Here is an 18,456-nt window from a genome sequence, read left to right on the forward strand (position 1 = left end):
TCCCGCTGCGGCGCCGTCCGGCCGGGCGGCCGCGGATGTCGGCACAGGAACGGGAACACATGGCCAAACACGGGATCAACGCGGCGGCTGCCGCGGCCGCCGTGGCCTGTCTGGCGGCGTTCGGCACGGCACCCGCCGGCGCCGCCCCGGCACGCGCCCCCTCCGCCGGGTCCACCCCCACGGCCCCCGCCACCACGGCGTCACGGTTCGTGCCCGGTCCCTGCCCCGAGCCGCCCGAGCCGATCGCAGCGCTCGGCAGCGCGCGGTGCGGTGTCCTGGAGGTCCCCGAGAACCGCGCCCGCCCCGGCGGGCGGACCATCGCGCTGCCCGTGGCGGTCATCCCGGCCAAGGCGGCGAAGCCCGCCGCGGACCCCGTCGTGTTCATGGCCGGCGGGCCGGGAGCCGACACGTTCGACGACATCCCCTTCCTCGTCGACTCCGGTCTGAACCGCGACCGCGACCTGATCGTCATGGCCCAGCGCGGAAACCTGTACACCCGGCCGCACCTCGCCTGCCCCGAGATCGACCGGTACAACAGACAGGCCGTGGGCCTGCGGTACGACTCGGCGGCATCGAAGCGGGCCCTGCTGGAAGCGGTGGGCAAGTGCCACGACCGCCTGACGGCCGACGGGATCGACCTGGGCGCCTACAACACCACCGAGAACGCGGCCGACTTCGCCGACCTGCGCACCGCGCTCGGCATCAAGCAGTGGAACGTGTACGGGTATTCCTACGGCACCAACCTCGCCCTCACCTACCTGCGCGAGCACCCCCAGGGCATCCGCTCGGTCGCCATCGACTCCCTCGCCCCTCCGGCGCTCACCGTCCTGCCCGTGACCTGGAGCAGCGCCCGGCAGGGCATCGACGCCATCCTCGACGCGTGCGCGGCCGAGCCCCGCTGCAAGAGCCGCTACCCCGACCTCCACCGCACGCTGACCGAGCAGGTGCGCAGGCTGGAGGCGCACCCGCTGGTGATGAACGCCCGGCCGCCGGGCGGGGGAGACCCCGTCAAGGTCGACCTCGACGGCGGCGCCCTGCTGAACGTGCTCGTGGCGGGCGGCGTCAAGCCCGTCGACGTCCCGGCGGCGCTCGACGAACTCGGCCGCGGCCGGCCGGAGCGCTTCGCGCAGGCCCGCGCGGCCGACTCGGCGGGGACCGTCGGCATCTGGGGCCACGGTCTGACGGAGTCGGTGGCGTGCGGCGAATGGGTGCCGGGCTCCTCGCGGTCCGACCTGCTGAACGCGGGGCGCAAGGCCTTCCCCGGCTGGCCCGACACGGTCCTCGCCCAAGCCCCGCAACTCCCCTTCCAGTACGAGGCGTGCCGCATCTGGAACGTCCCGGACCGCACCGCCGACCAGCGGGTCGCCACCAGGAGCGCGGTGCCGACGCTCATCGTCTCCGGCACGTTCGACACGAAGACGGGGGCGAACATGGCGAAGGACGCCGCCCGGACCCTGTCCCGCTCGACGTCCGTGGTGATCCCCGGGATCGGCCACTGGGTCGTCCCGCAGTCGCCCTGCGCGCAGCAGGTGCTGGCCTCGTTCCTCGCCCGTCCGACCGCGCCCGACACCGCTTGCGCGGCCGACGTGAAGCCGAAACCGTTCACGATCGTCCCGAAGTGACTGGGAGGGCAGATGGCCCTGAACCACGCGCCCCGTCGTCGCCCCGCCGTACGACGGCTGCACGCCGGGTCGGCCGCGGTGGCCACCGGGATCCTCATCACGGGCCTGATGGCCACCCCCGTCCACGCGCAGCAGGGCGCGGGGACGGGTCCCAGCCCCGGAGCGCCGATCGGAACGGTGGCCCGGACGGTGGGCGACGCCCGCTTCGAGCCCGGCCCCTGCCCGAAGACGCCCGAGCCGATCGCCGCACTCGAGGGAGCCCGCTGCGGCACGCTCACCGTCCCCGAGAACCGGGGCAAGCCGGACGGCCGGAAGATCACCCTGGGTGTCGCGATCGTGGGGGCCGCGTCCGCCGAGCCGAAGCCCGACCCGATCGTGTGGCTGGCCGGCGGACCCGGCGACGACGCGGTCGGGGAGGCGAAGATGGCGATCGACGGCGGCCTGAACCGCGACCGCGACGTGATCTTCATGTCCCAGCGCGGCACGTACTCGGCCGACCCGGTGTTCACCTGTCCCAACATCGACGAGTTCAACGCCCGTGCGCTCGGCCTCGTCTACGACGCGCCGTCCACCGAGCGGCTGCACGTCGAGGCGACGCGGGCCTGCCGCGAGAAGCTGGCGGCGACCGGGGCCGACCTCGGCGCCTACAACGACACCGAGAGCGCCGCCGACTACGAGGACCTGCGCGCCGCACTGGGCCTCAAGCAGTGGAACCTGTACGGCATCTCGTACGGCACCCACCTCGCGCTCGTCTACATGCGCCAGCACCCGCAGGGCCTCCGCTCGGTCGGCATCGACGGCATCCTGCCGCCGTCCACGGCAGGGTCCGCCCTGACCTGGAGCGCCGCCAGACAGGGCTTCGACGGCCTGTTCAAGGCCTGCGCGGACCAGCCGGCGTGCGCCAAGCGCTATCCGAACCTGCCGGCCACCTTCGACCGGCTCGTCCGGCAACTCGAAGCCAAGCCGGTCACCACCACCGTCACCCTCCCCGGCCGACCGAAGCCGGTGAAGGTGGTACTGGACGGCGGAGCCCTGGTGAACTGGATGACCTCCGCCACCCACGTGGCGCCCCAGGTCCCCCTGGCCCTCGACGAACTGGCGCACGGCAAACCGCAGCGGATCGCCCGCCAGTGGGCCGGCGGCAAACTCAGCCCCCAGGCCGTCGGCAGGGTCGCGCACGGACTCGTCTACGGCATCTTCTGCAGCGAGTGGACCCCGTACGAAACCCAGGCCCAGGCGCTCAAGGGCGGCCGGGACGCCTTCCCGGCGTTCCCGCGCTCGGTCCAGGCCCAGGCCCCGCAGCTGACGTTCTTGCGTCCCGACTGCAAGGTCTGGAACGTGCCCGCGGCGGCGCCCTCGATCCGTGACGTCACGCGCAGCGACATCCCCACCCTCGCCCTGTCGGGCGGGTTCGACTCCCAGACCGGGGCGGACAACGGCCCCTACGTCGCCCGCACGCTGCCCAACGCCACCGTCGTCACGGTCCCCTACGAGCCGCACGTGGTGTTCGCGACCTCGAAGTGCGCCCAGCAGATCGCCGTCTCCTTCTTCGACACCCCGACGAAGCCGGACACCGCCTGCCTCAAGAGCCTCAAGCCGCCCACGTTCGAAATCGGCCCCCGGTAGGGACCCGCCTCTGGGCCGTTGCCGCGGCGGGAGCGATGATGCGGGCGACACCCGCGCCGCACACCCGGAGGTCCGATGACCCGGCCGATGCCGATGCCGCCCGCCGAATTCCCCGGCGGGCGGGCCCTGTTCCGCCTCGATCCCGCCGTCTCCCACCTGAACCACGGGTCGTTCGGCGCCGTGCCGATCCCCGTACAGGACGCCCAGGCCGCCCTGCGCGAGGAGGCGCACGCCGACCCCGACGCCTTCTTCATCGGCGCCGCCGACCGGATCGCCGCCGCCCGCACCCGCGTCGCCCGCCGGCTCGGCGCCGACCCCGACGGCACCGCCTTCATCGCCAACGCCACCGAGGGCGCCAACCTGGCCCTCGACGCCGTCCCGCTCGCCGACGGCGACGAGATCCTGGTCACCGACCACGGCTACGGCACCGTCGTCGCGGCCGCCGCCCGGCGCGCCCGGATCACCACCGTCGCCCTCGACCCGGACCTGCCCGACGAGGACGCCGTGCGCGAGACCGTGCTGGCCGGGCTGACACCCCGGACCAAGGTGGCCGTCCTCGACCACATCAGCTCGCCCACCGCCCGGCTCATCGCCTCGCCCGGGCTGCTCGCCGACCTGGCCGCCCGCGGGATCACCACGCTCGTCGACGCGGCACACTCCCCGGGCATGCTCGCGGACCCGCTCGCCGGCGGCGCCGACTTCTGGTTCGGCAACCTGCACAAATGGGGGTACGCACCCTCCGGCAGCGCCGTCCTCGCCGTCGCCCCCGCCCACCGCGCCCGGGTCCGCGCCCTCGTGCCCTCCTGGGAGGACGAGCACGGCTTCCCCCGCTCCGTCGAGAACCGCGCCACCGCCGACTACACCGGCTGGCTCGCCGCCCCCGAGGGCCTCGACCTCCTCGACCGGCTCGACGCCGCGAAGGTGCGGGCCCACAACAGCGCCCTCGCCGCCCACGGCGCCGCCCTGCTCGCGCAGATCCCCGGGATCAGCCCGCTCCCGTACACCGAGGGGCTCTCGATGCGCGCCCTGCGGCTGCCGCCGGGCACCGCCGAGACGTACGAGGACGCCCGCGTCCTGCGCGAGCGGATCGCCGCGGAGCTGGGCATCCGGGTGCTGATCTGGCCGTGGCCGGGCGGCGGCGGCATCCGTGTCTGCGGGCAGATCTACAACCGCCCCGAGGAGTACGAACGCCTCGCCGCCGAGCTCCCGGCCCACCTGGGCTGAGGGGCCTCCGCCTCGGCGCAGCAGGTACGTGTCCATGATCCAGCCCTTGCGGGCGCGCGCCTCGGTCCGGAGTTCCTCGATCCGGCCGGCGACCTCCGCCAGCTTCCCCGAGACCAGGATCTCGTCCGGGGTGCCGACGTAGGCCCCCCAGTAGATGAACAGGTCCTGGTCGAGGTGGGCCGTGAAGGCGTGCCGGGCGTCCAGCATCACCACCACGTCGTCCACGTCCTGCGGCCAGCCCTCGGCGAGGCGCCGCCCGGTGGTGATCTGGACCGGCCGGCCCACCCGGTTCAGGTTGGTCCGGTGCCGGGCCAGCAGCGCGGAGATGCTGCTGATGCCCGGCACGACCTCGTGCTCGAACGCCACCCGGCCGCGCTCCAGCACCTCGTCGAGGATGGCGAGGGTGGAGTCGTACAGGGACGGGTCGCCCCACACCAGGAACGCGCCGGTCTCGCCCTCGGCCAGGTCCTCGGCGATGAACCGCTCGAAGATCTCGGCCCGCGCACTGCGCCAGCCGTCGACGGTCGGGGCGTAGTCGGCCGGGGCCCGGTCCCGGTCCGGATCGCGGCCCTCCACGAGCCGGTGGCCGGGGCGGGCGTGCGCATCGAGCATCGCGCGCCGCAGCCCGGTCAGATCCGCCTTCTCCTCGCCCTTCTCCAGGATGAGGAATGCGTCCGCCGCGCCGATCGCCCTGACCGCCTGGAGGGTCAGATGGTCCGGGTCGCCCGCGCCTATGCCGATCACTGAGAACTTCTTCACCGGGCTATTGTGCCCATCATGCGTGCCGCCCTGTTCGTCACCTGCGTCAACGACGCGCTGTACCCCCGGACCGGGATCGCCGTCGTCCGCCTGCTGGAGCGGCTCGGCGTCGGCGTGGACTTCCCGGCGGCCCAGAGCTGCTGCGGCCAGCCGCAGTACAACACCGGCTACCGGCGCGAGAGCGAACCCCTGCTGCGGCGCACCGCCGAGGCCTTCGCGGGCCACCCGTACGTGGTCACCCCGTCGGGTTCCTGCGCCGCGATGGTCCGCAGCCACTACCCGCGCATCGCCCGCCTGGCGGAGCAGGAGGGTCGGGGCCCCGGGTTGGTGGCGCAGGCCGAGGACCTCGCAGCGCGCGTGTACGAGCTGACCGAGTTCCTGGTCGACGTCCTCGGGGTGACCGACGTGGGCGCCTGCTTCCCGCACACCGTCACCTATCACCCCTCCTGTCACGGTCTGCGGGGGCTCGGCCTGGGGGACCGCCCGCGGCGGCTGCTCGCCGCCGTCAAGGGCCTGGACCTCGTCGAACTGCCCGGCGCCGAGGAGTGCTGCGGCTTCGGCGGCACCTTCGCCGTGAAGAACCCGGACGTGTCCGCGGCCATGGGCACCGACAAGGCCGACAGCGCCGCGGCGACGGGCGCGCAGGTGCTCTGCGGGGCCGACAACTCCTGCCTGGCCCACCTCGACGGGATCCTGCGCCGCAGGGGAGGGGCGATGCGCGCCCTGCACATCGCCGAGATCCTGGCCTCGACGGAGGAGGAACCGCTGAGATGACGGGCAGGAGCTCCGGATGACGGGCACGTTCATGGGGATGCCGGCGTTCCCGGACGCGGCGCGCGAGGCCGTGGGGGACCGGGTGCTGCGCGCCAACCTCCGCCACGCCACCCACACCATCCGCGACAAACGGGCCCGGGCCGTCGCCGAGGTGGCCGACTGGGACCGGCTGCGCGCGGCGGGCAAGGCGGTCAAGGACCACACCCTGCGCCACCTCGACCGCTACCTGCTCCAACTGGAGGAGGCGGTGACGGCCGCCGGCGGCACCGTCCACTGGGCGGCCGACGCGGACGAGGCCAACCGGATCGTCGTCGCGCTGGTCCGGGCCACGGGCGAGCGCGAAGTGGTCAAGGTCAAGTCCATGGCCACCCAGGAGATCGGCCTCAACGAGGCCCTCGAAGCCGCCGGGATCGCCGCCTACGAGACGGACCTGGCCGAGCTCATCGTCCAGCTCGGACACGACCGGCCCTCCCACATCCTGGTCCCGGCCATCCACCGCAACCGGGCCGAGATCCGGGACCTCTTCGCGGCGGAGATGGGCCACTGGGGCCGCCCCGCCCCCGAGGGGCTCGGCGACGACCCGCGCGAGCTCGCCGAGGCCGCCCGCCTCCACCTGCGCGAGAAGTTCCTGCGCGCCAAGGTCGGCGTGTCCGGGGCCAACTTCATGGTCGCCGAGACGGGCACGATGGTCGTCTTCGAGTCCGAGGGCAACGGCCGCATGTGCCTGACGCTGCCCGAGACCCTGATCTCGGTGGTGGGCATCGAGAAGGTCGTCCCCACCTTCCGGGACCTGGAGATCTTCCTCCAGACCCTGCCCCGCTCCTCCACCGCCGAGCGGATGAACCCGTACACGACGATGTGGACCGGGCTGGGTCCTTCGCGAGGGGCGGACGGCGACGGCCCCTCCGCCTTCCACCTCGTCCTGCTCGACAACGGCCGCACCGACACCCTCGCCGACCCCGTCGGCCGCCAGGCCCTGCGCTGCATCCGCTGCTCCGCCTGCCTCAACGTCTGCCCGGTGTACGAACGCGCCGGCGGCCACGCGTACGGCTCCGTCTACCCCGGCCCGATCGGCGCCGTCCTCAGCCCCCAGCTACGCGGCACCGAGAGCAGGATCGACGCCTCGCTGCCGTACGCGTCGACCCTGTGCGGGGCCTGCTACGAGGTCTGCCCGGTCGCCATCGACATCCCCGAGATCCTGGTCCACCTGCGCGAACGGGTGGCCCAGGGCGGCCCGGTGACCCGCGAGGGCATCCGCGTACGCATCCGCCCGGCGCGGGGGCACACCGCCGAACGGGCCGCGATGCGGGCGGCGTGGCTGCTGCTGGACCACCCGGGTGCGCTGCGCGCGGGGGAGCGGCTGCTGGCCCGGGCCCGGCGGCTGCGGCCGCGCCGGCTGCCGGGGCCCGGGCGGGCCTGGACGGACAGCCGCGAGCTGCCGGAACTCCCGCCGGAGCCGTTCCGGGACTGGTGGGCGCGCGAACGGGGAGAGCGGGCATGAGCAGCAGGGACCGCATCCTGGGCCGGATCCGCCGCGCGACGGCGGACGCGACCCCCGGCCCGGCGGCCGCCCCAAACGCCGGCCTCGCCCCCGCAGCCGGCCTCGGCTCCGCAGCCGGCCTCGGCTCCGCCGGCGGCCTCGACGCCGGCCCCGGCCTCGCCCCCGACGCCGACCCCGTCGTCCCGCGGGACTACCTCCGGGTCCACGGCGTCCGCACCCCGGCCGAGACGGCCGACCTCCTCGCCGCGCACCTCGCGGAGTACCGCGCAAAGGTCCACCGCACCGACGAGGACGGCCTCGCACCGCTCCTGGCCCGCCTCCTCGCCGCACGCGGTGCGCAGACGGTCCTCGTCCCACCCGGCCTGCCCGGGCACTGGCTCCGCGGGACGCGGGCCCGGGCGGTGCCGGACCGGGCGGACGCCACCCCGTACGAACTGGACGCGGTGGACAGCGTGGTGACCGGCTGCGCCCTGGCGATCGCCGAGACCGGCACGATCGTCCTCGACGGCGGCCCCGGCCAGGGCCGGCGCCGCATCACCCTGATCCCCGACCACCACGTCTGCGTGGTCCGGGTCCCGGACCAGGTGGTGGACTCGGTCCCGCAGGCCCTGCCCCTGCTGACCCCGACGCGGCCGCTGACGTGGATCTCCGGCCCCTCCGCCACCAGCGACATCGAGCTCGACCGGGTGGAGGGCGTGCACGGTCCGCGCACCCTGGAGGTGGTCCTGCTGACCCGACCAGCACAATGAGTGCCATGTCCGCCTACATCGCCCTCACCGCCCTCGTCGTCCACGACTACGACGAGGCCATCGACTTCTACACCCGCGCCCTCGGCTTCACCCTCGTCGAGGACACCCCGCGCCCGGACGGCTCCCGCTGGGTCGTGGTCCGCCCGGACGGCGCCACCGAGGCCGCGCTGCTGCTCGCCCGCGCCAAGGACGACGCCCAGCGCTCCCGGGTCGGGGACCAGACGGGCGGCCGGGTCGGCTTCTTCCTGTACACCGACGACTTCGCCCGCGACCACACCCGGATGACCGCCGAGGGCGTCCGCTTCCTGGAGGAGCCGCGCCACGAGGCGTACGGCTCGGTGGCCGTCTTCGAGGACCTCTACGGCAACCGCTGGGACCTCCTGGAACCCGCGTAGCCCCCCCCGGCCGGGACCGCCCGCCCGCTCGGCGGGCCCACCGCCCGCCGGTGCCACGACGGACCCAGTGCGGCCCCCCGCCGGTGCGTGCGGCCTCCCCCCGGTCCGGCCCCCCGCCGGTGCGGCCTCTCGCCGGTGCGTGCGGCCTCTCCCGGTCCGGCCTCTCGCCGGTGCGGCCTCCGGCGGCGGCGGGCGGCCGCGGCGATCCACGGTCAGGCGGGGGCCGGCCGGTCCGCCGGGGGGACGAGCCGCGGCGCCTCGGCGGCCGCGTCGACCGCCGCCCCGGCCTCCACCCGCACGGCCAACTCCCGGGCCCAGCGGACCAGACCCGCCAGGTCGATCCCGTGGGCCCCCTCCGGCCCGGCCAGGGCAAGGGCATCCGCCCCGCGGCGCAGCAGGCGGGCCCCGCCGACGGCGTTCCCGCGCGCGGCGTGCGTGAGCCCCACCGCCAGCTGCGCGAGGGCCCGCCACAGCGGGGCCTCGGCCGGCGGCCCGGACTTCCAGGCGTCCTCGAACACCTCGTGCGCGTGGAACGGCATCCCGGCGTCCAGCAGCCGCTGCGCCTCGGCCACCGTCTGCGCGGGCGTCCGCACGACCCCCTCGGGCTGCCGCTCCACCCCCGGCTCCCCGTAGGCCAGCGGCCGCCCCAGCCCGTCCCGCGGCCGCGCACTGCGCGCCCGCCCCTCACCGTCCCGATCCCGTGCGTTCACCCCGCCATCCTCCCCGCCACCGGAAACCGGTGCATGCGCACCCCTCTACGTGGGGTAATGTTCTGCATGTGCCGCCGGGCCGGGGGAAACCCCAGATCAACGGCACAACGGGACGTGGCGCAGCTTGGTAGCGCACTTGACTGGGGGTCAAGGGGTCGCAGGTTCAAATCCTGTCGTCCCGACTTTGCTTCATGCAGGTCGGAGGCTGTTCTCTCATCAGTGAGAGAGCAGCCTTTCGTGCGTTTGAGGGCCGGGGCGGTCGCCGGGCCGTAGAGTGGTGCGAGAGCCGTGGAACTCATGGATGGGGGCACGCTGTGAGCGGTGGCCGGCGAACCGTCGTGGGGGTCACGGGCCTGGCGGTGGCGGTGCTCGCCGGAGTGCTCTCCTTTCTGAGCTGGGACCGGGCGAACCAGGTGGCGGGCGTGGTCTCCGCACTGGTCGGCGTGGCCGCGTTGGGCACGGCGGTCTGCACGGTGCTCCTTGCGGACCGGTCCGCCGCCGTCCACGTGTCCCGCACCGGCCGGGCGGTCGCCCGTGGCGGTGACGCCAATACGGGCGTGGTCGCGCCGGCGTCCAGCGCAATGCCGGGTCCACTCTCCGTCAGTGACACCGGGGACGCCCGGGCGGACGGCGGCAGCGCCAACACCGGATACCGGCAGAGCTAGGTCCCTGCGGTCTGTCAGAGCGAGGAACGACAACGGGATGGCCGAGCGCAGCAGGGTCTCGGTGCGGGAGTCGGGCGAAGCATCAGCCCATGGTCCCGTGGCACTCGCCAACAGCGGTGTGATCAACGGTCCGGTGCACCTGGTGGCCAGGCCGGCCGCCGTCTCCGGCTACCTGCTCCAAGTCCAAGAGGCCATCGCCGCGGCCGAGTTCCTCGGCCGCGCACAGGAACTGGACGAGCTGGCAGGGTTCTGCACCGCGCCCGACGGCCTGGCCCAGGCTGCCTACTGGCGCTGGCTGGCGCCGGCCTGGGCGGGCAAGTCCGCACTGATGGCGCAGTTCGTGCTGCACCCGCCCGCCGGGGTCGACGTCGTGGCGTTCTTCATCACCTCGCGCCAGGCACGGCAGAACGACGCGGCCGCGTTCTGCGAGATCGTCCAACGACAGCTCTACGCCCTGCTCCAAGAGGACGAGCCGCTCGTCACGCCCGTGACCCGCGACGAACAACTGCGGCTCGCCCTCGACCGCACCGCCCGACGCTCCGCCGAGCGCGGACGCCGTCTGGTCCTCGTCGTGGACGGGCTGGACGAGGACCGGGGCGTCACCTCCGGGCCGGACTCCCACAGCATCGCCGCGCTGCTGCCGCGAGTGCCCCCCTACGGCATGCGGATCGTCGTCGCGGGACGGCCGCACCCGCCCGTGCCGGACGACGTCCCGACCGACCACCCACTGCGCACCATCCGCATCGACCACGAGCTTCCTCCCTCCCCCCACGCACAGGCCGCCCGATGGGACGCGGAACAGGACCTGGTGGGATTGCTCGACGGTCCCGGCCTCGGCCGTGATCTCGTCGGCTACACCGTGGCCTCCGGAGGCGGCCTCAGCGCCGGCGACCTCGCGCATCTGACGGGCAGCAGCCGCCGCCGTGTCGAGCGTGAACTCCACGCGGTCACCGGCCGCAGCTTCCGCCACCACACCGGGCACGGGAGCGCCGGCCGCCCTCGCGTCTATCTCCTCGCACACGAGGAGATCCGCCGCAGCGCCGAGGAGTTGATCACCCCCGCCGAACTCGCCGACTACCGCACCCGCATCCATCGCTGGGCCGCCGCCCACCACGCCGCCCGCTGGCCCGCGCACACGCCCGACTACCTCCTGCGGGGCTACGCCCGGCAGCTGGGGGAGCTGCGCGACACCGCACGGCTGCTCGACCTCGCCTGCGACACGGCCCGCCACGAGCGGCTCTGGCAGGTCGCAGGGACGGACTACGAAGCGTTGAGCGAGATCTCCGCGGCGTTCGCACTGCTGCTGGAGGACGACGGTGACCCGGACATGTCCCGGGCGCTGCGCCTGGCGTGGGCCCGTGACCGGCTGCACGACCATACGCGGGGACTCCCTCACAAGATCATCGACCTGTGGGCCCGCCTCGGCCATACCGACCGGGCCGTCAACCTGGCGCGGTCACTACGCGACGGGTACGACCGGATACGAGCCCTTGCGTCCGTCGCCCGGGTCCTCGCCGCCACCGGTCACCCGGACCGGGCCGCCGAACTGGCCGACGTCGCCCGGACACTCGATGACGGGGACCTCTTTCTCCAATCCATCGCCGAGGGACTGGCGGAGGCCGGCGACCATTCCGGGGCCGTGCGAACGGCACGGCAGCTCTTCGGGGAACCCCGCAAGGCGTCGACCCTGGTCGGTATCGTCGAGTCGCTGGCCGCAGCCGGAGCGGTCGCCGACGCCGTTGCCGCTGCCGACGCAGCAGCCGAGGCACTCAAGGCGGAGAGCAACCTCACCACGCGGGGAGAGATGTTCGGCGCCCTGGCTGCCGCCCTCTCGCTGTGTGGTGACGAAGAGAAGGCGGCAGAGCTGGCGGAACGGGCGGTCTCCCTGGCCGCTGTGGGTCCCGTGGAACGCAGGGCACAGTGTCTTGCCGTGGCCGCACACCGGATGTCCAGGGCACCGCGGCTCGCAGAACCGTCCGCCGGGCACGCGGCGCATGCGGCGACGCTCGCGGCTGCGTTCGACGACCCCGAGGACGTGAGCTGGCTCCTGTCCGGGATCGGCGGCGCGCTGGCGGCCACCGGGCAGCACGACCGTGCCATGACGCTGATCGACAGGCTCGGTGCCGACCCCGTCCTCTGGGAGGAGGCGGTGTGCACCTGCGCCGTCGCGACGGCCGAGGCGGGTGATTGCGAGACGGCACTGCGGCTCGCGGAGAGGATCGCCGGTTCGATCGGCAAGGCCCAGGTCCTCCATGCCGTCGCAGCAGCGCTGTCGAACTCCGGTGAACAGGGCAGGGCCGAGGAACAGGTACGGCGGAGTCTGGATCTCATCAGCACGGTTCCTCATCCGAGCTGGCGGATGAAGTTGCGGGCCGGCGCGGCGGAGGTCCTGTACCGGGCCGGCCGGCCGGATCGGGCCCGTACGGTCGCGACGCTCGCCCTGGACGACGCCCGGAGGAACGGGGCATCCCTGCGCAGGGTGTCCGAGCTGGCCGAACTGGCCGGGGTGGTGGCGAACGGGGGCGACACGGCAGCGGCCCTGCGCCTCGTCCACGGTGCCGAAATCACCGCCCGGAGCTCGCCGGACGCCTACGGGCGGCTGATGGATCTCACCAGGGTGGCCGCGGCGCTGTACCGGACGGGCCGCCACGTCGAAGGTGAGCAGCTGCTGTTCCGGCTGGTCGCCGCAGCTCGTCATGAGCTGGACCGGTCCCTGGTGGCCTCGGCCCTGGAGCGCGTGGCCGAGGTCTTCGGCAGGGAGGGACACCCGCAGAGAGCAGCTGAGTTGGCACGGGAGATCCTGGAGTCGGCCCACACCGCGGACAGTCCGTCCCGGCGGAGCTGGGACAGCCTCGCAGGCGCCGGTGCCTTCCTTTCGGCGGGCGAGGTCACCAGCGCCATGGAGCTGTGCGCAGACCTGCCGGAAGACGCCCTTCCCGAATTCCTCTCCACGGTCGTACGGACCCTGGTGAAGACCGGCGACTTCGGTCTGGCTGAGCAGGTTGCCCACGGGATCGACGACGACACGGAACTCGACCGCAGTCTGGGGTACATCGCGGCCGGTGAGGCGGCCCGTGGTGACGTCGCACGGGCCTTGGCGCTCCTGGACGAGATCTCACACCATTCCCTACACGTCATGGCCGTGTCCGCCACGTCCCAAGGGATGGTTGCGGCGGGAGCGCTGAACGAGGCCCGCGCCCTGTGTGACACGATCGACGTCCCGGAGTACCGGTCCACTGCCCTGGGTGCCATCGCCCGGTCCGTCGGCCCCACCCGCCAGGGCCGCCTGATGCTGGCCACCGCCCTCTCCCTCGGCACCTGGAGCACGCTGATCCCCGGCATTGCAGCCGTCGCTCCCGACCAGCTACCGCTTCTGACGGACCTGCTCCTCGACAGGCCGGAGGGCTGGGCAGGACCGAACGGTGGGGTCGCAGATGCAAATCCTGACCCCCGGGCGGGAGTTCGCCCCGTACCGACATACGAGGGCTGAGAGCCGTGTTTCGGTTCGGTGGGACAGGGCGTCCGTCAGCGCGGGCCCGTGGACGCGGTCGCGAATGCGGGTGCGTGGGGTGGGTGGGTGGCCAGGACGGCGAGCCAGGAGCCGTCCGCGAAGGCGATGTCCATGCGGCCCTTCTGGAGCACTCCCGTCGGGTTGGCGCGTACCGCCGCGACGGCCGGGCGCGGGGCTTCCCAGTACTGCTTCGGTGCCGGCGCCATCCGCCACGGCGGCGAGACGTCGGTCAGGCCGAACCAGCGCCGGTCGGTGACGGCGAGGACGCCCGTGACCGAGCCGCGGGCGCTCGCGCGGCTGATCAGGAACCGCCCGGCCGCGCTCCGCCAGTCGCCCTCCATGCTCTTGCCGTGCATCAGGCGCGCGCCGAGCCGGTCCACCGCGTCCGGTGCGCGGTCGATCGCGTCCGCGACGGCGGCGGGCTTCGACTGCCGGGGGTCCAGTACGCCGCCCGCCCCGAGCAGCTGCCGGAGGGGGCGGGGAGCCCGCGCCGTGAGCTGCCGGGCGAGTGCCGAGGGCTCCGGCGGGGCCAGCAGGGCGTGGGGCGGATGCGGTACGCCGGGGCCGAGTTCGTAGGAGCAGGCGGCGATGAGCCGCTCGCCCGGATGCAGGAACCGTGCGGCCTGTGCACGTACGGTCTGGTTCAACGTGGTTGCTCCCGTTCTGTCATGGGGATGGCACGGGTCCGGCCGAGGGCGATTGTCTCCCGGGGGCGACGGAGGGCCGATGGCGGGATTCAGCCGTTCCGTGGGGTGGGGGACAGGGGTCCCGGACGGTGGCGGAGGTGCCGGGGGTCAGTGGTGGCGGGGGATCCGGGGCGGGGCCGGTCCGGGAGGGGCGCCCGCGGCTTTCGGCCAGCGGGTGAAATCCCAACCCCCTTGCGCAGTCCGGATCATGACCTGCTGTCAAGAGACCTGCATATAGACGCTAAGATTCCGGGCCGTTGTCATATGATCATTCGCTTTCGATCGTTTGAGGGTTCTGATGGTTCGCGTGGGATCGTCGCCCGGAAGTCCAGGGCCCACCTCACCCGTCGTTGGGGCGCGGCCCGCCCTGCTGACCGCCGCCGCCGCGGCGATCGCCGTGGTGCAGGTGTCCGCACCTGCCCGCACCCCCGTCGCCTGGATCGGCGCCGTGGCCTTCGTCGCCGTGGCCCTGTCCTGCGGTGAGGCCGCCCGGCGCGGCAAAACGGTGGCCGCGCTGCGGTCGACCGCCGCCGCGCAGGAGGCGGCCCTGCACCGGCAGCAGACCGAGACCGTACGGCTCGCCCAAGAGCTGCTGCCCGATGTCGTGGAACGGCTGCGCAAGGGGGAGTTCCCCGAGGAGGTGCTCGCCTCCTTCGAGGAGCTCGACGCCCACGGGCCCGGCCTGACGGCCGAGTTCCGGGCGGCGCACCAGGCCGTACTGCGCTCGGTGCTCGACGCCGTCGTCGCCGAGGAGGACCTGCGCGACTCCGCACAGCGGGCCTTCGTCAACATCGCCCGCCGCGTCCAGGCCATCGTGCACCAACAGTCCCAGGAACTGCGGGAGATGGAGGACCGGCACGGCCACACCCCGGAGGTGTTCGGCGACCTGCTGCGGCTCGACCACGGCACGGCCCTCATCGGCCGCCTCGCCGACTCCATCGCCGTACTCGGCGGGGCGCGGCCCGGCCGCCAGTGGAGCAAGGCCGTCCCGCTGTACAGCGTGCTGCGCGGCGCCATGTCGCGGATCATCGACTACCAGCGCGTCGAGCTCCACTCCGTCTCGCAGGTCGCCGTCGTCGGACCCGCCGTCGAACCGCTGATCCACGCGCTCGCCGAGCTGCTGGACAACGCCACCCGCTACTCCCCGCCGCAGACCAAGGTCCACCTGACCGCCGTCGACGTGAACTCGGGCATCGCCGTCGAGATCGAGGACGGCGGCGTGAGCATGAGCGAGGAGGCCCGCAAGCGGGCCGAGCGCATGCTCCGCCAGGCGCAGCAGGGCATCGACCTCACCGACCTCGGGGAGACCCCGCGCCTGGGCCTCGCCGTGGTCGGCCGGCTCTCGCAGGCGTACGACTTCCAGGTCTCGCTGCGCGCCTCGGCGTACGGCGGCGTCCGGGCCGTGCTGGTCATCCCGCAGCAGCTGATCACCACCGCCTCCTCCGCGACGGGTGTCGCCCACGGCATCGGCACCGCCTCGGGCCCCCGCGCCGCGCTGCCGCCGGGCGGCGCCGCGACCACCGGCGCCGCCCCCGCGGCGACCGCCACCGAGGCCGGGAACCCGGCCGCCCGCCCGGCCACCGGGCCCCGTATGCCGGCAGCAGACGACGAGGTGCCCGCCGTGACCGAGCGGACCCCGAACGGCCTGCCGCAGCGCCGCCGCAAGACCCGTGCCGTGGCTCCGGAACCGACCGGGACCGGGACCGGGATCGGCACGGGCGCCGGCGACCGGTTCGTGACGGCGGCCGCGGCCGCCGCGGACCGGGCCGGACACGGCTACGCCGCCGAGTCCGAGCCCGCGCCCGAACCCCGGCCCGAGGTACAGCCCGGGATGTGGCTGGCCGCCTTCCAGGACGGCCTGTCCTCGGACAGCAGCAAGACCGCCGCGAGCCGGAGCGGCGCAGCAAGCCAGAACACGGATGCCTCGCCGGCCTCGGCGAGCAAGGGGGAACAGCCATGAGTCAGCAGCAGACCAACATGGACTGGATGCTCAAGGACCTGGCCGAGGGCGTTCCGCAGACCCGCCACGTCATCGTCCTGTCCGCCGACGGCCTGCGCATGGCGCAGTACGGGGCCGAGACCGACACCGCGGACCGGCTCGCCGCCGCCTGCGCCGGACTGCAGAGCCTGGCCGGCGCCGTCGCCTCCGAACTCCCGGGCAGCAGCGGGCGGATGAGGCTCGTCGTGATCGAGATGGACGGCGGCTTCTTCTACCTGATGGCAGCCGGCGCCGGCGCCTTCCTCGCCGTACTGGCCGACGAGGGCGTCGACGCCGGACTGATGGGCCAGCGGATGCGCGACCTCGTCGCCCGGATCGGAGAACACCTGAGCAGCCCGCCGCGCCGCGACGGACAGCCGGCGTGAGCAACCCGGGCCGGGACTGGGAAGACGGCACCCCCGAGCGGCTGTACGTGATCACCGGCGGCCGGAGCGGGGGGTCGCTTCCCACCCACCTCGACCTCGTCACGCTGATCATCGCCAAGTCGGGGCCCAGGCCCGGGATGCAGCCGGAACACGAGGCGATCATGCGGCTCTGTCAGTCGCCCCTCTCGGTGGCCGAGATCTCCGCGTATCTCGGCCTGCCGGTGAGCGTGGTCACCGTACTCCTCGGTGACCTGCTCGCCGCCCGGCACGTGCTCTCCCGCCCACCCGTCGCCCCCGCCAAACTCCCCGACCTGGCACTGATTGAGGCAGTCATCGATGGACTTCGAAAGCTCTGAGCGGGCGACCGCGCCCCGGCGCGAGGACGCGCTCCCGGCCACGGCCGCCGCCGCGGTCAAGGTGGTGATCGTGGGCGGCTTCGGGGTCGGCAAGACGACCCTCGTCGGCGCGGTCAGCGAGATCCGGCCGCTCACCACCGAGGAGACGATGACCCAGGCCGGGGTCGGCGTCGACGACACGGCGGGCGTGGAACGCAAGACCTCCACCACCGTGGCCATGGACTTCGGCCGCATCAGCATCAACGAGGAACTGGTGCTGTACCTGTTCGGCACCCCGGGCCAGGAGCGGTTCTGGTTCCTGTGGCGCGGCCTGTTCGAGGGCGCGCTCGGCGCGGTGGTCCTCGTCGACACCCGCAGGCTGGAGGTCAGCTTCGACGTGATCGGCCGGCTGGAGGAGCGCGGGGTGCCGTTCGTGGTCGCCGTCAACTCCTTCCCCGACGCGCCCGAACACCCCCTGGAGGAGCTGCGCGCCGCCCTCGACCTGCCCCCGTCCGTGCCGCTGGTCTTCTGCGACGCCCGCCGCCGCGACTCCAGCCGCGACGTCCTCATGACGCTGATGCGCTACCTGCACTCCCTCGCCGCGACCCCGGAGGCACTCTGAGCACCCGCCGCACCGGGTCCCGTTCCGGACCCGGGGCGGGACGCCGGGCGCATGGTCATCGGGTCCGCGGGTCCCGCGCGTCGAGGGCGGCGACGACCTCCGCGGTCGTGCTGACCTTGCCGATGCGCGGGAAGATCCTGGCGAACGAGTGGGCGTGGGAGGCGGGATCCGTGTCGGCGGTGGCGTCCTCGGCGAAGACCAGCGCATAGCTGTGCTCCCAGGCCGTACGGGCGGTGGACTCGACGCCCACGCTCGTGGAGATGCCGGCCAGGACGATCCGGTGGACACCGCGACGGCGCAGCTGGAGGTCGAGCTCGGTCCCGGTGAAGGCGCCCCAGTGGCGCTTGGTCACGACGACGTCGCCGAGGGCGGCGAGCTCGGCGGGGATCTCCGAGAACGCGGCGGGCGGCGCGGTGGCCGGGCCGGGGCGGTCGACGTCGGTGGTGGGCAGGTCTCCGCCGTCGGGCGACCAGGCGACCCGGACCAGCACCACGGGCAGCCTGTGCGCGCGGAACGCCCCGGCGAGCGCGACGGCGTTCGCGAGGATCTCCTCGGCCGGCCGGGTGGTCGGCAGCGCCAGGATGCCCTGCTGGAGGTCGATGAGGACCAGGGCGGTGCCGTCGTCGAGGGTCAGGGTGGTGCGGTCGGCTGCGGCGGTCATCTGGACTCCTGCGGTCGGTCCGGGATTCACGGTCCTGCCCATGTAACCCGGACCGGTGCGCCGTACGCGGACCGGTCCCGCCGCCCGGCGTGGCGGAGGGCGGCGGCCGGCTTTCCGGCGGCAGCTCCTTAGAATGTGAACGTGAGTTCGAATCAAAAGGAAAGCCGGCCCGCCCTGACGCCGGCGCTGACCGGGGCGGAACTGCTGCGCTGGTACTGGACCCTGGCGGAACTGTCCGCACTCGCCCGGGAG

The 18,456-nt window shown here is 73.7% G+C and carries 16 protein-coding genes, 1 tRNA gene and 1 pseudogene; 14 read left to right on the top strand and 4 right to left on the bottom strand.

Features of this window, described 5'->3' with window-relative positions; all coding sequences use genetic code 11:
• From ACFXA3_RS11030 to ACFXA3_RS11040, 3 genes are all read left to right on the top strand, one after another.
• On the top strand, positions 1–1,622 hold a 1,622-nt coding region (locus ACFXA3_RS11030; protein ID WP_385184968.1), incomplete at its 5' end, for an alpha/beta fold hydrolase.
• 12 nt (positions 1,623–1,634) lie between these two features.
• Entirely contained in the window at positions 1,635–3,248 is a 1,614-nt protein-coding gene (locus ACFXA3_RS11035; RefSeq protein WP_385184971.1) for an alpha/beta fold hydrolase, read from the top strand.
• A 75-nt stretch (positions 3,249–3,323) separates the two neighbouring features.
• A complete protein-coding gene (locus ACFXA3_RS11040) occupies positions 3,324–4,472 on the top strand; it encodes an aminotransferase class V-fold PLP-dependent enzyme (RefSeq protein WP_385184974.1) in 1,149 nt (382 codons plus the stop codon).
• A gap of 12 nt (positions 4,473–4,484) precedes the next feature.
• Here the strand turns inward: ACFXA3_RS11040 and cobF are convergent.
• Positions 4,485–5,231 (bottom strand): annotated as a pseudogene (gene cobF, locus ACFXA3_RS11045) (precorrin-6A synthase (deacetylating)); the annotation flags it as partial.
• Positions 5,232–5,249: 18 nt separating this feature from the next.
• On the opposite strand from cobF, the gene ACFXA3_RS11050 reads away from it, so the two are divergent.
• The 4 genes from ACFXA3_RS11050 to ACFXA3_RS11065 are packed head-to-tail and all read left to right on the top strand — an operon-like array spanning position 5,250 to position 8,650.
• On the top strand, positions 5,250–6,005 hold the full coding sequence (locus ACFXA3_RS11050) for a (Fe-S)-binding protein (protein WP_385184977.1): 756 nt from the start codon (positions 5,250–5,252) through the stop codon (positions 6,003–6,005).
• Between the two features lie 16 nt (positions 6,006–6,021).
• Positions 6,022–7,506: a lactate utilization protein B gene (locus tag ACFXA3_RS11055; protein WP_385184979.1), complete on the top strand. Its 1,485-nt coding sequence runs from the start codon at positions 6,022–6,024 to the stop codon at positions 7,504–7,506.
• A complete protein-coding gene (locus tag ACFXA3_RS11060) occupies positions 7,503–8,255 on the top strand; it encodes a lactate utilization protein C (protein WP_385184982.1) in 753 nt (250 codons plus the stop codon). Before ACFXA3_RS11055 ends, ACFXA3_RS11060 begins: the two co-directional genes overlap by 4 nt.
• Positions 8,256–8,260: 5 nt before the next feature.
• A complete protein-coding gene (locus ACFXA3_RS11065) occupies positions 8,261–8,650 on the top strand; it encodes a VOC family protein (RefSeq protein WP_385184985.1) in 390 nt (129 codons plus the stop codon).
• Positions 8,651–8,862: 212 nt separating this feature from the next.
• On the opposite strand, the gene ACFXA3_RS11070 is transcribed toward ACFXA3_RS11065, so the two are convergent.
• Positions 8,863–9,360 (bottom strand): DUF309 domain-containing protein, encoded by a 498-nt coding sequence (locus ACFXA3_RS11070; protein WP_385184988.1) that lies wholly within the window; start codon positions 9,358–9,360, stop codon positions 8,863–8,865.
• A 108-nt stretch (positions 9,361–9,468) separates the two neighbouring features.
• Between ACFXA3_RS11070 and ACFXA3_RS11075 the strand changes: the two genes are divergently transcribed.
• From ACFXA3_RS11075 to ACFXA3_RS11085, 3 genes are all read left to right on the top strand, one after another.
• A tRNA-Pro gene (locus ACFXA3_RS11075) sits at positions 9,469–9,542 on the top strand.
• A 132-nt stretch (positions 9,543–9,674) separates the two neighbouring features.
• Positions 9,675–10,025: a hypothetical protein gene (locus tag ACFXA3_RS11080; RefSeq protein ID WP_385184990.1), complete on the top strand. Its 351-nt coding sequence runs from the start codon at positions 9,675–9,677 to the stop codon at positions 10,023–10,025.
• A gap of 97 nt (positions 10,026–10,122) precedes the next feature.
• Positions 10,123–13,515, top strand: coding sequence for a hypothetical protein (locus ACFXA3_RS11085; protein WP_385184993.1), 3,393 nt, complete (start codon positions 10,123–10,125; stop codon positions 13,513–13,515).
• Positions 13,516–13,550: 35 nt separating this feature from the next.
• On the opposite strand, the gene ACFXA3_RS11090 is transcribed toward ACFXA3_RS11085, so the two are convergent.
• Entirely contained in the window at positions 13,551–14,183 is a 633-nt protein-coding gene (locus tag ACFXA3_RS11090) for a hypothetical protein (protein WP_385184996.1), read from the bottom strand.
• Positions 14,184–14,520: 337 nt separating this feature from the next.
• On the opposite strand from ACFXA3_RS11090, the gene ACFXA3_RS11095 reads away from it, so the two are divergent.
• The 4 genes from ACFXA3_RS11095 to ACFXA3_RS11110 are packed head-to-tail and all read left to right on the top strand — an operon-like array spanning position 14,521 to position 17,543.
• Positions 14,521–16,182: a sensor histidine kinase gene (locus ACFXA3_RS11095; protein WP_385184999.1), complete on the top strand. Its 1,662-nt coding sequence runs from the start codon at positions 14,521–14,523 to the stop codon at positions 16,180–16,182.
• Positions 16,179–16,586, top strand: a complete 408-nt coding sequence (locus ACFXA3_RS11100; protein WP_054223664.1) for a roadblock/LC7 domain-containing protein — start codon at positions 16,179–16,181, stop codon at positions 16,584–16,586. Before ACFXA3_RS11095 ends, ACFXA3_RS11100 begins: the two co-directional genes overlap by 4 nt.
• Positions 16,583–16,942: a DUF742 domain-containing protein gene (locus ACFXA3_RS11105; protein ID WP_385185003.1), complete on the top strand. Its 360-nt coding sequence runs from the start codon at positions 16,583–16,585 to the stop codon at positions 16,940–16,942. Before ACFXA3_RS11100 ends, ACFXA3_RS11105 begins: the two co-directional genes overlap by 4 nt.
• Positions 16,923–17,543 (top strand): ATP/GTP-binding protein, encoded by a 621-nt coding sequence (locus ACFXA3_RS11110; protein WP_385185006.1) that lies wholly within the window; start codon positions 16,923–16,925, stop codon positions 17,541–17,543. Before ACFXA3_RS11105 ends, ACFXA3_RS11110 begins: the two co-directional genes overlap by 20 nt.
• A gap of 55 nt (positions 17,544–17,598) precedes the next feature.
• Here ACFXA3_RS11110 and ACFXA3_RS11115 read toward each other — a convergent pair whose 3' ends face one another.
• Positions 17,599–18,204 (bottom strand): hydrolase, encoded by a 606-nt coding sequence (locus tag ACFXA3_RS11115; RefSeq protein ID WP_385185009.1) that lies wholly within the window; start codon positions 18,202–18,204, stop codon positions 17,599–17,601.
• Between the last annotated feature and the right edge of the window lie 252 nt (positions 18,205–18,456).

The sequence above is a fragment of the Streptomyces sp. NPDC059456 genome (assembly GCF_042750055.1).
Classification (GTDB): domain Bacteria; phylum Actinomycetota; class Actinomycetes; order Streptomycetales; family Streptomycetaceae; genus Streptomyces.